Raw genomic sequence first — 12,359 nt, 5'->3', positions numbered from 1 at the left:
GGGTTACGAGCGCGGCCGCGTCTTCTGCGGATCGTAATGCGAAAGCGGCACGATCGTCGCCGGCAGGCGCTTCTGGTGGCCGTCCAGCTTGCCGATCTCAACCTCAGTGCCCGGGCTAGCATGCGTTACGTCGATGCGGGCAAGCGCGATCGTCTTGCCGAGAACAGGCGAGCGGGTGGCGCTGGTGACGACGCCGACCTGGGCGCGGCCGATGTGGATGCAGTCACCATGGCCGACCGACTCGTTGGCCTTGATATCAAGGCCGACGAGCAGATGGCGCGGATGTTCCTTGCGCCGGATCAGCGCTTCGCGGCCGATGAAATCGTCCTGCTTGGATTTCAGCGGCACGGTGAAGCCGATGCCGGCCTCGAACGGATCCGTCTGGTCGGTGAATTCGTGATGGGCGAAGATCAGGCCCGCCTCGATGCGGACCATGTCGAGCGCCTCCAGCCCCATCGGCTTCAGCCCGTGCGGTTGGCCTGCCTCCCACACGGCATCGAACACCGTCAGCGCATCCTTCGGATGACAGAAGATCTCGTAGCCGAGCTCGCCGGTATAGCCCGTGCGCGAGATCACCACCGGGGCGCCCTCGAATCCGCCCATGCGACCAACGGTGAAGCGGAACCATTCGAGTTCGCCGATCGCGGGCTGGCGCGGCGCCGTCCAGATGATCCCCTTCAGGATATCGCGGCTCCTGGGGCCTTGCAGCGCGATATTGTGCAATTGGTCGGTCGATGATCGAACCCACGCCTTGAAGCCCTTCTTCTCGGCCTGCTGACGCAGCCATATGCCGCTGAAATCATCGCCGCCGATCCAGCGGAAGTTCTTGTCGCCGAGCCTGAAGAGCGTGCCGTCATCCATCATGCCGCCATTTTCGTAGCACATCGCGGAATAGACGACCTGGCCGGTCGAGAGTTTGCGCACGTCGCGCGTCAGGCAGTATTGCAGCAGTTCCTCGGCGTCCGGACCCGTCACTTCGAACTTTCGCAAGGGGGAGAGATCAATGATGGCGGCGCGCTCGCGGCAGGCCCAGTATTCCTCGACCGGGCCTTCGGATGAGAAGCGGTTCGGCAGCCAGTAGCCGCGATATTCCGTATAATCTCGCGTCAACGCCGAAAGGCGAGGATGGAAGGCGGTTTCGCGCGTCAGTTCGGCTTCTGCATCTGGGGTCATGCGATAGGCTACCGCTCGTGAGAATTTCTCTTTTCCGGAAAAGGTGCGGACATGGATATCCGTCGGATCCCAGCCGTTCGCCGCATCGATATCGTCAGGACAGGACGACGAGACGCAAACGAGATCGGTCAGCGCGCGCATCAGCACGTAATCGCCGGGACGCGACCAGGGCTCGTCGAGATAGAGCTGGTTGTTGTGATCGATATTGGTGTTGTAGAAATAATTCAGCGCTTCCCAGCCCTTGCGCCCGGCAATGCCGTAAGGCGCCAGCGCCGCGTTGAAATTGTCCGTGCAATTGACGTGGCCGGGATAACCCATGTCGTCATAATAGCGCGAATTGCAGGCCGTCGCGAAAGCGTCGTGGCGGCCGACGGTATCCTGGACGATCTCGACCAGCGGCTCGAAGTCGCGGTCGAAAGCCTTGGACGGCAGGCCGGGCGTGGGATAGCTGCGGCCGAGCAGCGTGCGGGTGACGGTCGAATCGAGCGCGAGATCGAGGCCCTTATCGACCTTGCGGGCGGCAAAGGCCTGGAAATCGGTGCACTGGCGCCCATAGACGTCGATGATCTGGATGAATTCGCCGGCGCGCACGAAATAGGCGGCGGCGCTCGCCGCCCGGATGCGGATATCCTCGATCGGATCGGCCGCCGGTTCCGGCAGCGCGGAGGCATAGTCGCGAATCAGCAGGCTTCGCTTAATCCGGATCTCGATCGGCGTCGCCGTGTCCTGCGCCTCCGGCGACATGGCCCCGGCGGGTGCCGCGACGATCAGCAGACCCTTCATGGCAATCGTGAACTCCGCCCGGCTGCCCGGCGTCGATCCCGCCCCAAAGACGCGGAGCGCTCCGGCCGCTGCGAGATCGGCGCCTCGCCGCTGAAGTGCCGCGCGCGTACGGGCAGCACTCTCATCCGCTGCCTGAAGAATGGTCTTCAAACCATCCGCTGAATTGCTGAATGCCGTTCCGAGACCGGCTGCCTGGAAGCGACCTTTTTCGTCAAGGAGGGAGAGCTCGCAGATCTGCCCCCCTTCGCTGTCGATGACGCTCACGTGGTCGCCCGCCTCGACGCGCACGACGACCGATCCGCCGCCCTTTGCCCGGTAGCGTTCAGTGCCCTCCGGCAGGGCCGGAATACCGGGATAATGGACGAGGCTCGGAATGACCGTTCGGGGGCCTGGCATGACAGGATGAAGTTCTTGCATTCTACCCTCAGGGGGATCGGCATGCCGCTCGGCATAAGCCCACACAGGTTACAAAATGCCTGTGGAAAGTAAAGTGATGTTGACTAAAAAGAAAATATCTTCACTATGCATCAAGAGTTCAGACTCGGAGAATCCGTCGGGAGCGCGGATCGCCAAAATCATCCGGTCGGGCTTGAGACTGTCAGGGAGACACGTTCAGGGAGACGTACAGAGATACGTCCGGAACAATCGAATGGGGAATTTCACCGATGACAGATATTGTGGAGGCCGGAATTGCGCCCGGCACCGAAGGTAAGCTTATACGCGCACTCGACTGGAAGGGCGCGTTCTGGGTGGCCGCCGGCGTGCCGCCGCTCGTTCTCTTCTCGATTGGCGGCATCGCAGGCACGACGGGCAAGCTCGCCTTCGTCGTCTGGATCATCTCGATGGTAATGGGTTTCCTGCAATCCTTCACCTATGCCGAGATCGCCGGCATGTTCGGCAATAAATCCGGCGGGGCCTCCGTCTACGGCGCCACCGCCTGGCTGCGCTATTCGAAGTTCATCGCGCCGCTCTCGGTCTGGTGCAACTGGTTTGCCTGGTCGCCGGTGCTTTCGCTCGGCTGCGCCATCGCCGCCGGCTACATTCTCAATGCATTCTTCCCGATTCCGGCGGCCGATTCGCAAATGGTCCTCGACTGGATCGCCGCGCATGCCGCATCCGTTACGGCTGACAGCCCCCGCGTCGCCGAATATATCGCAGCCCATGCCGGCACCACGCCTGATGACGCCGTCAAGGCGCTGCTCGGCGCCGATGGCGTCGCCGCATTGACGCCGGCGATCCGCAGCTGGTCGCTCGCAAGCTTCAGCATTCCCTACCTCGCCACCGCCAACATCAACGCCACCTTTTTCATCGGCGGCGTCCTGATGCTGATCATCTTCGCGATCCAGCATCGCGGCATCTCGGAAACGGCGAGCGTGCAGAAATGGCTGGCGATCATCGTGCTGGTCCCGCTGCTGATCATCGGCCTCTATCCGATCATCAGCGGCCAGGTCGTCGCCGCCAACGTCACCGGCCTCCTGCCGCCGACGGCCGCCTATACTGCCTCTGACGGCACCTGGAGCAACGGCGGCTGGACGCTGTTTCTCGGCGGCCTCTATATCGCCGCCTGGTCGACCTACGGCTTCGAGACGGCCGTCTGCTACACCCGGGAACTGAAGAACCCGAAGACCGACACCTTCAAGGCGATCTTCTATTCCGGCCTGGCCTGCTGCCTGTTCTTCTTCCTCGTCCCCTTCGCTTTCCAGGGCGTTCTCGGCCATGCCGGTATGCTCGCCCCCGGCATTGTCGACGGCACTGGCGTTGCCGAAGCGCTCGGCGGCCTGATCAGCGCCGGCCGGGTCATCACCCAATTGCTCGTCATCCTCATGATCATGGCGCTCTTCCTCGCCATCATGACGGCGATGGCCGGCTCCTCGCGCACGCTCTATCAGGGCTCGAAGGACGGCTGGCTGCCGAAATATCTCGACCACGCCAATGAGCACGGAGCCCCGACGCGGGCCATGTGGACCGACTTCGCCTTTAACCTCTTCCTTCTGGCGATCGCTTCGGATGCCGGCGGCTATTTCTTCGTGCTTGCCGTCTCGAATGTCGGCTACATCATCTTCAACTTCCTGAACCTCAATTCCGGCTGGATCCACCGAATAGATTCCGGCCATATTGAACGCCCCTGGAAGGCGCCGAGCTGGCTGATCGGCCTCAACACCGTGCTCGCTTTCGTCAATGCGCTCTTTCTCGGCGCCGGCGCCAAGGTCTGGGGTTACTCCAATGCACTCTGGGTCGGGTTCATCTTCGCAGCCCTGATCCTGCCGGTTTTCGCCTATCGCCACTATGTGCGCGACGGCGGCAAGTTCCCGGCAGGCGCGATGGAGGATCTCGGTCTCATCGGCCAGGATCTCGGCATCAGGAAAGCCGGCATGCTCCCTTATCTTGCACTAGTCGGCGGCCTGGCAATCGTTCTGATCGCCAACTGGTTCTTCCAGCTCCCGGCCTAAATAGCCTCCCAAGGCCGAAGAGTCGCCATAGAAACATGGCGGCTTTTTTGCATTGATGTTGCCGGACATCGGAGAATGATCCGTCCGCTTCGGCAGGAAGCGGACGGTGTCGCTGCAAATCCAGGCCGAAGGCTCAGCGGCCGCCCTCGATCTTGCGGTGGCGCTGATTGATGCCGCCCTTGCCGTAGGGATAGTCCATGGGTTGGGGGGCGCTGACCTCATTGAGCTTGGCCATCTCCTCGCCGGAGAGCGCGAGCTTCATGGCACCGAGATTGTCGGCCAGCTGTTCGGACGTGCGGGCGCCGAGAATGACGGAAGTTACGGCCGGCTGCGCCGCCGTCCAGGCGAGCGCCACCTGCGCCATGCTGACGCCGCGGGCTTTGGCGATCTCCTCGACGGTCGCGATGATCGCCCAGGTGCGTTCCTGCGCATTGCGCGGCGCATAGGATTCGCTGCCGCGATTGGGGTTCTCGCCGAGGCGGGTGGCGCCGGTCGGCATCTCGTCGCGCTTGTACTTGCCTGTCAGCCAGCCGCCGCCGAGCGGCGACCAGGGCAGCAGGCCCATGCCGGCATCCTGGCAGGCGGCGACGATTTCGAGCTCGATGTCGCGCGCGAGAAGGCTGTATTGCGGCTGCAGCGTCACCGGACGGGTATAACCGCGCGCCTTGGCGATCTCGGACGCCTTGGCGATATGCCAGCCGACATAGTTGGAGAAGCCGTAATAGCCGATCTTGCCTGATGAAACCGCGTCGTCGAGGAAGCGCAGCGTCTCCTCGATCGGCGTCAGCGCGTCCCAGGCATGCATCTGATAGAGGTCGATCTGTTCGAGGCCGAGGCGGCGGAGCGAATCATCAAGCGCCTGGCCGAGATGCCGGCGCGACAGGCCGATATCGTTAGGGCCGTTGCCCATCGGAAACCGCCCCTTTGTGGCGACGATCGCCTGGCGGGCCTCGGTCGGGCGCGCCTTCAGCCAGCGTCCAATGATCTCTTCCGACTTGCCGGCGCTGTAGACGTCGGCGGTATCGATGAAATTGCCGCCCCATGCGAAATAATCGTCGAGCAGCTTGTGCGAAGCCGCTTCGTCGGCCTCCGCGCCAAAGGTCATGGTGCCGAGGCAATAGGCAGTGACGACAGTCCCGCTCAGACCGAGCTTGCGATAATCCATGTCTTCCTCCTCATGCGGATACCCGCGGCCGACGCGCAAAATCGTCGGGGTAGAAGCCGGGGCTCCTGCAATCAATGACAATATCGTGCTTGAAGCGGCCTCTGCCGCTGGATGAGGTACAGCGCCCCGGGCTAAGGTAGCGCGGGGGCGAGGTCAGAATAACCAATCCCGTCCGTGCTACAAGTGGGAAAAAATATTCCCGCCTGCCGTCACGACCGGCAGCCGTTATAGATTTCTCGACGACGAGCCGGCGATCCGGTCGGCAGCGGCAACACCGGTCTCGTAGGCGCCATGCGCCGTCGAATAACGCGAGCGCGAACAGGCTTCGCCGGCAAAGAAAATCCGCTCGTCATGCGGTTCGGCGAGGACGCCGCGCAGATCGGAGGCGCCGGGTTCCGCATAAGAATAGGAACCGCCGATGTGAGGCGTCGCGGCCCATGCCGAGATCGCCGCCACGGACAACTGCTTGCGGATGTCCGTGCCGAATTGTGCCGCCAGCTCATCCGCGGCGAACGAAAAGGCAGCCTTTGCTCCCGCCAGCTCCAGATCATGCGCGAGATCGCCGGCAAAATAAGCCTCCACGACGGGAGCGCCGAACGGCCGCAACTGATACGTGCCGGTCGCACCGCGACTGGTCGAGCCGAGCATATGCGTATCCGCCGGCAGCGCCTCCGGATCGGTGAGGCTGAGAAAGAGCTTATCGGCAAGCCCCAGCGGCAAGCGAGTTGCCGCTTCGATCTTGTCGGGCAGGGGAGGGTCGAAGGCGATCCTGCCGGCGGCAAGCACATTCGTCGAAACGGTGACGAGCACAGTTCGGGCGCTGATCATTCCCTGGCTTGTCTCGATGCTGATACGGCCGGAATGGCGGTGATCGACGCGCCTTGCTTCGACGCCGAGCGTTGTCCGGACCGGCGCGCCATAGAGCGCGATCAATGTTCCGTAGCCCTGCCGCACACGCCAGTCGGGACCGGCGCCGGGATCATATCTGTTGTAGTCGGCGATCGACGAGCGCTCCAATTCGGCGCCGGTGATGTAAGTGCCGATCGCCCGGATCTGGCCGTTCCAGCGACTGTCGGGCTGGAGCTTTGCTGCCAAGTCGGTATCGTTGCCTTCATGGCTTTCGAGGCGTTCAAAATAGGCGCCGATCGCCTGCTGCGCGCGCTCGATCTCCGCATCGTCCCGCCGAAGCCGCCGCCCGCCGTTCCAGGGCGCCGGCGAGCGGTCGACCGTCAGTCCGACCTCACCGGCAATCGCCGTCCAGGCATTGGTCCGCGCCCCGTGCAGCCAGCCGCATCCGAGATCGAAACCCAGATCGCCAGTTTCAGGCAGCCCAACCGTCCAGGCCCTCCCACCGAGACGGTCGCCGGCTTCGAGCATGAGGACGGAAAGACCGGGACGGATTGCCAGCAGGCGGCGGGCAGCGGCAATACCGGCAGCGCCGGCGCCGATAATGACGACGTCTTCGTCAGCGTCCCTGATGTGGTCACGAGGCATGTATTCTCCTTCAGCCGCTGCCGCTCAGCTAAACTTTCTTGTCCGTTAAACGCAAGGGCTGGGCATAGCGCGCCGCGGGCGATGGATTCGCCTGCGCCTCCGTGACATACAAGTTCGATGAGCGTGCACAGAGATTCGCAACTCGACATGTTTGCCAAGGCATCGCCTGCAATGGCCGAGGCACGTGGCCCTTCGCGTCGGCGGCCGTCACCGCCGGCGGTCCGCTCCGACGAAGACATGGCGCGCGCGCTTGAGGAGAGCGGCAATTACCGCATCCTGCGGAAACTCGCCGCCCGGCCGGTCGCGGCAGCGAGACGGCCGGGTTTTTCGCGGTTCGGCGTCATTCTCGATACCGAGACGACAGGCCTCAATCACCGCAGCGACGAGATCATCGAAATCGGCGCGGTCGCCTTCACCTTCAACGATGACGGCGCAGTCGGCGATGTGGTCGGCATCTATGGCGGCCTGCAGCAGCCGTCCAGGCCGATCCCGCCCGACATCACCAGGCTGACCGGGATTACCGACGTCATGGTCGAAGGACAGACCATCGACATGCCGTCGCTGAATGCCCTGATCGAACCGGCGGATCTCATCATTGCCCACAATGCCGGGTTCGATCGGCCGTTCTGCGAGGCCTTCTCGCCCATCTTCGCCGGCAAGGCCTGGGCGTGCTCGGTTTCGGAGATCGACTGGAGCGCCCGCGGTTTCGAGGGCACGAAGCTCGGTTATCTCGTCGGCCAGGCCGGTTACTTCCACGGAGGCCACCGCGCGGTGGACGACTGCCACGCGCTCCTGGAGATCCTCGATCGACAGCAAGGCGACGGTGAAAGCCCCTTCGCCGAGCTGTACCGGGCCAGCCAACGCTGCCGCGTCCGCATCTTTGCCGAACACAGCCCATTCGAGATGAAGGATCACCTGAAGGCAAGGGGCTACCGCTGGTCGGACGGAAGCGACGGCCGCTTGAAATCCTGGTGGATCGAAGTCGGCGAAGACGATCTCGGCGACGAGCTTTCCTATCTGCGTTCGGAAATCTATCGGTGGAGGGAGGCCGATCCGCCGCTCGTCCGGCTGACGGCCTTCGATCGCTTCAAAGCCTGACGTCGGCTGCTGCCCGTGAGAACCCATGCAGATATCGCATAGGTGCAGTGATGCATTGGCGCTGCAACAATCGCCAGTCCCGCATTATATCAAGCGCATCGAAGCAAACGAAGCGCCAAGGACTGGCGGCTAGGCTTCGAAAGCCCACGGAAAGGGGATCATCATGAACGTAGCACGCTCTTTCAACAATTGGCGCAAGTACCGTCAGACGGTCGCTGAACTGGGCCGTATGTCCACGCGCGAACTGGATGACCTCGGCATCGGCCGCGGCGACATCCGCAACGTTGCGCGCGCGGCAATCGCCCGGTAACGGCCAGACAGACCATCATTTTCGAGACTTGCCCAGCGCCTGCTTCCTCCCGAGCGGGCGTTTTGCTTTTGCACTTGCCTGCCAGATGGCGGAGCTGCCCGCTTTTCACATAACGCATAGCTGCCCTGCAAAGAAATGCCTATCATCTGAGCAGAAAATAAGTATGATTATTCCATCGAAGCGATGCACCTCCTCCCGCATCCTTCGATATGCAGGCGCTCCATCCTCCTCCCAGGGACGTCTGCGGGAACGACCGCACTCCTCCTCCCAGCTGTCGTTCGGTTTTCCGAAAGCCTGCCGCACCTCCTCCCGCGGCAGGCTTTTTTCGTTTTGGCGAGGAATATGCGGGCGCGACGAACGCGGCCGCTCGCGATCGCCTCACGTCTGCTCAGGCGAGTACCGGACAAACTTGTTGACACCAAACTTGTCGTACAACTATGTAACCAGACGGATACCGCCACAGCGGAAGACGGCTGATGGGCCGGCTTGCGCCATAGCGACGATGCGTGACGACAACGAAGCTGAAGGAAAACTGACATGCAGATCGACGTGAGGCACGCCTCCCATCCCGAGGCCGTGCGCGAATACGACACCGAAACGCTGCGGCGTCACTTTCTGGTGGAGACCGTCTTCGCAGGCGGCGAGATCCGGCTGACATATTCCCATTACGACCGGATGGTTATCGGCGGCGCCACGCCGCTCGGTGCCGCGCTGACACTGACGGCGCCGACGGCGATCGGCCAGGAAACTTTCCTCGCCGAACGTGAACTCGGAGCCCTCAACATCGGCGGCGCCGGCCGCATCATCGTCGACGGCATGAGCTACGACCTTGCCAAGTATGACTGCCTCTATGCCGGCAAGGGCGTCAAGGACATCCGCTTCGAGAGCGCGGATGCTGCCAATCCGGCGAAGTTCTATCTGGTCTCGACGCCAGCGCACCAAGCGCACCCGACCGTGCTGCTCACCCGCGAAAAGGCGCGCCACCTGACGCCGGGCGAAGCCGCGACGGCCAACAAGCGCTCGATTTTCCAGTTCATCCACCCGGAGGTCTGCCAGTCCTGTCAGCTCACCCTGGGCTTCACCATGATCGAGCCTGGCAGCGTTTGGAACACCATGCCGGCCCATACGCATGACCGGCGCATGGAAGCCTATCTCTATTTCGATCTCGAAGCCGACCAGCGTGTCTTCCATTTCATGGGCGAGCCGCAGCAGACCCGGCACATGTTGGTCGCCAACGAACAGGCGGTCATCTCGCCGCCCTGGTCGATCCATTCGGGCGCCGGCACGAAGAATTACAGCTTCATCTGGGCGATGGCCGGCGACAATAAGAGCTTCACCGACATGGACCATATCGCCATTGCGGATCTGAGGTAACACCGTGGCAAATCCCTTCGACCTCTCCGGCCGGACCGCCGTCGTCACCGGCGCCAATACCGGCATCGGCCAGGCAATCGCAGCGGCGCTCGCCGAGGCCGGTGCCGCGATCGCCGCCGTCGGGCGCTCCGCGATGGACGAAACCGAGGCGCTGGTGAAACAGGCCGGCAGCCGCTTCCATGTCATCAAGGCCGATCTCGGCACCATCGAACCGGTCAAGGGGATCGTTGCCGAGACCATCCAGACCTTCGGCGGACTCGATATCCTCGTCAACAATGCCGGCATCATCCGCCGCGCCGACGCGCTCGACTTCACCGAGGAAGATTGGGACGCAGTGATCGACGTCAACCTCAAGACCGCCTTCTTCCTGTCGCAGGCCGCCGGCCGCCACATGGTCGAGAAAGGCAGGGGCAAGATCATCAACATCGCCTCGCTGCTCTCCTTCCAGGGCGGCATTCGCATCCCGTCCTACACGGCCTCGAAAAGCGGGCTTGCCGGATTGACGAAACTGCTCGCCTGCGAATGGGCCGGCAAGGGCGTCAACGTCAACGCCATTGCGCCCGGTTATTTCGTCACCAACAACACCACGGCGCTGCGCGAGGACGCCGACCGCAACGCCGCCATCCTCGCCCGTATTCCGGCGGGGCGCTGGGGAACGCCGTCCGAACTTGGCGGTGCTGCCGTGTTCCTGGCGTCGCCCGCATCCGATTACGTGCACGGGACGGTGCTGCCCGTCGACGGCGGCTGGCTGGCGCGGTGATCGCTTTTCGCCGACTGACGAAGCACAGAGTCTCGGCTCGCGTCGTTTTTGCCTTTCCAGCCGGCATGCGCTAGAGCTTTTCCGGGTTAGCTTGAAGCATTCTGCCGGAGCAGCCGCCCCGAGAGGCAGGATTGACAAGGAATGACGGACAAGGACAACGCGCTCTTCAGCACCATTCGCCAGCCGCCGAACCTGCGTAGCAACCTTGCCGATACGCTGGCGGCGCAGATCGAGTCCGGTGACCTCAAGCCGGGCCAGCGCCTGCCGACCGAACAGGCGATTATGGCGGCGAGCGGTGTCAGCCGCACGATCGTGCGCGAGGCGCTCGCCACTCTGCGAGCCAAGGGACTGATCACCACGCACCAGGGCCTCGGCGCTTTCGTCTCGGACGATCCGACACCGAGATCCTTCTCCATCATTCCCAATGACCTGCAGTCGATCGATGAGGTTCTGCGGGTGCTGGAGCTGCGCATGGGGGTCGAATATGGGGCGGCCGGTCTCGCCGCACTGCGGCGCACGCAGGAAGATATCGACCGTATGCAGGATCGGCTCGATGCTCTCGACAGGGCGCTCGAAGAGGGTGGATACGGTGCTGAGGAAGACTACGCCTTCCACCGGTCGATCCTGGTCGCGACGCAGAATTCTTACTACGGCCGCCTCTTCGATACGTTCGGCAACATCATGGTGCCGCGTCAATGGGCGCGCTTGGACAAGATGACGGCTGCGGAGCGCAAGCGCCATGCCGCTCGCATGCGCAGGGAACACCATGCCATATTCACGGCGATCCGCGACGGCAACGAAGCGGCCGCGCGCCGTGCCATCCGCAGCCATCTGTCGAAGAGTGCTGCGCGGTTTGAAGAACTGCGCGGCGCGACCGACCTGTCCTGAACGTTCGCATCTTGACGGCGTTGCGTGGCTACCCGCTGAATAACGCAAATGAAGAAACGCGTTACGTGCCGCCCTCATCAGATAGCCAAATCCGCAATTGGCCGACCGGCCTGAAACCCAGTTTTGTCATTTCGTCCAGTGCTTCATCACGATCGTATCCGACAAGCGGCAGATCGGGTGAAAAGGCGACAGTGGCCAATGAGCTGGCATCCTGGAAGACCTGCGGCGTGCCAGCCAAGCTAAAGATGTTGGAGATCCCGACAGCCTCGGGTGATCGATTTACGATGCAGCCCGCGTCAAAGCCGTCGCCGGCCCATCGGCCATAGATGTGTATGTCGGGATCGGAGAGCAGAGCCGGTGTGAAGACGTTGGCATCTGTGGGGCTGCCCGACTCTTTCCACGAATGTTCCCAGCCTTCCAGGGCCGCGCCATCGCGAATGCGTGCCCAATCTTGCGGCGCACGCGCTGAGATTCTGTGAGGTTCAGCCCAAATCCATGATGCGGAAAACAACAACTGGAACCCTTTGTCGACAAGATCGAGCCTGGAAAACCCGTCTTTGCAGCCAGGACGCCGTCCTAGCCGATCTGTAAGCCGACCGATTTCAACCAGCTGTTCGTCCGTTGCATCCGGGTCGAGTGTCGTCATGTTGGAATAGTATGGCGGTGCGATCGCGTCGCTTGACCAAAACGCGCTGGTGCGCTGATCCGGCAGTCCACGGGCACGGAAAACCGCCTGATACAGGTCTGCGTTGTTAGCGGCACAAATGCGCGCTTTTTCGGCATCGGATCGTGCCGTGTGGTTCAGGGCTTTGCTTTGTGAGGAGTTGCGGATCATAAGAACCCCCGTTGCTTGGCGTTCTCTCT

General features: G+C 62.6%; 10 protein-coding genes. 6 read left to right on the top strand and 4 right to left on the bottom strand.

The window, feature by feature from the left end; genetic code table 11:
* Nucleotides 1-3: 3 nt before the first annotated feature.
* A complete protein-coding gene (locus RHE_RS26150) occupies nt 4-2,373 on the bottom strand; it encodes a DUF1989 domain-containing protein (RefSeq protein WP_011428259.1) in 2,370 nt (789 codons plus the stop codon).
* A 248-nt stretch (nt 2,374-2,621) separates the two neighbouring features.
* Between RHE_RS26150 and RHE_RS26145 the strand changes: the two genes are divergently transcribed.
* The gene (locus RHE_RS26145; RefSeq protein ID WP_011428258.1) at nt 2,622-4,406 is read left to right on the top strand and encodes an APC family permease; all 1,785 of its coding nucleotides are present in this window, start codon (nt 2,622-2,624) and stop codon (nt 4,404-4,406) included.
* A gap of 133 nt (nt 4,407-4,539) precedes the next feature.
* On the opposite strand, the gene RHE_RS26140 is transcribed toward RHE_RS26145, so the two are convergent.
* Nucleotides 4,540-5,571 carry an aldo/keto reductase gene (locus RHE_RS26140; protein WP_011428257.1) on the bottom strand — a complete coding sequence of 344 codons (1,032 nt, stop codon included), beginning with the start codon at nt 5,569-5,571 and terminating at the stop codon, nt 4,540-4,542.
* Between the two features lie 225 nt (nt 5,572-5,796).
* The gene (locus tag RHE_RS26135; RefSeq protein ID WP_011428256.1) at nt 5,797-7,065 is read right to left on the bottom strand and encodes a flavin monoamine oxidase family protein; all 1,269 of its coding nucleotides are present in this window, start codon (nt 7,063-7,065) and stop codon (nt 5,797-5,799) included.
* A 117-nt stretch (nt 7,066-7,182) separates the two neighbouring features.
* Between RHE_RS26135 and RHE_RS26130 the strand changes: the two genes are divergently transcribed.
* The 5 genes from RHE_RS26130 to RHE_RS26115 all read left to right on the top strand — a co-directional run bounded on the left by RHE_RS26130 (nt 7,183) and on the right by RHE_RS26115 (nt 11,495).
* On the top strand, nt 7,183-8,163 hold the full coding sequence (locus RHE_RS26130) for a 3'-5' exonuclease (protein ID WP_011428255.1): 981 nt from the start codon (nt 7,183-7,185) through the stop codon (nt 8,161-8,163).
* A 163-nt stretch (nt 8,164-8,326) separates the two neighbouring features.
* Nucleotides 8,327-8,473, top strand: a complete 147-nt coding sequence (locus RHE_RS32245) for a DUF1127 domain-containing protein (RefSeq protein WP_011428254.1) — start codon at nt 8,327-8,329, stop codon at nt 8,471-8,473.
* 537 nt (nt 8,474-9,010) lie between these two features.
* Nucleotides 9,011-9,847 (top strand): 5-dehydro-4-deoxy-D-glucuronate isomerase, encoded by an 837-nt coding sequence (kduI, locus tag RHE_RS26125; RefSeq protein ID WP_011428253.1) that lies wholly within the window; start codon nt 9,011-9,013, stop codon nt 9,845-9,847.
* Between the two features lie 4 nt (nt 9,848-9,851).
* Complete coding sequence (gene kduD / locus RHE_RS26120) at nt 9,852-10,607, top strand: 2-dehydro-3-deoxy-D-gluconate 5-dehydrogenase KduD (protein ID WP_020923223.1); 756 nt, start codon at nt 9,852-9,854, stop codon at nt 10,605-10,607.
* Nucleotides 10,608-10,748: 141 nt separating this feature from the next.
* On the top strand, nt 10,749-11,495 hold the full coding sequence (locus RHE_RS26115; RefSeq protein WP_011428251.1) for a FadR/GntR family transcriptional regulator: 747 nt from the start codon (nt 10,749-10,751) through the stop codon (nt 11,493-11,495).
* 61 nt (nt 11,496-11,556) lie between these two features.
* Here RHE_RS26115 and RHE_RS26110 read toward each other — a convergent pair whose 3' ends face one another.
* Nucleotides 11,557-12,330 carry a hypothetical protein gene (locus RHE_RS26110; RefSeq protein ID WP_011428250.1) on the bottom strand — a complete coding sequence of 258 codons (774 nt, stop codon included), beginning with the start codon at nt 12,328-12,330 and terminating at the stop codon, nt 11,557-11,559.
* Nucleotides 12,331-12,359: the final 29 nt, after the last annotated feature.

Origin of the sequence: Rhizobium etli CFN 42 (assembly GCF_000092045.1) — a bacterium.
GTDB classification, from domain to species: Bacteria; Pseudomonadota; Alphaproteobacteria; order Rhizobiales; family Rhizobiaceae; genus Rhizobium; species Rhizobium etli.
This window is presented reverse-complemented; position numbering and strand designations above follow the sequence as displayed.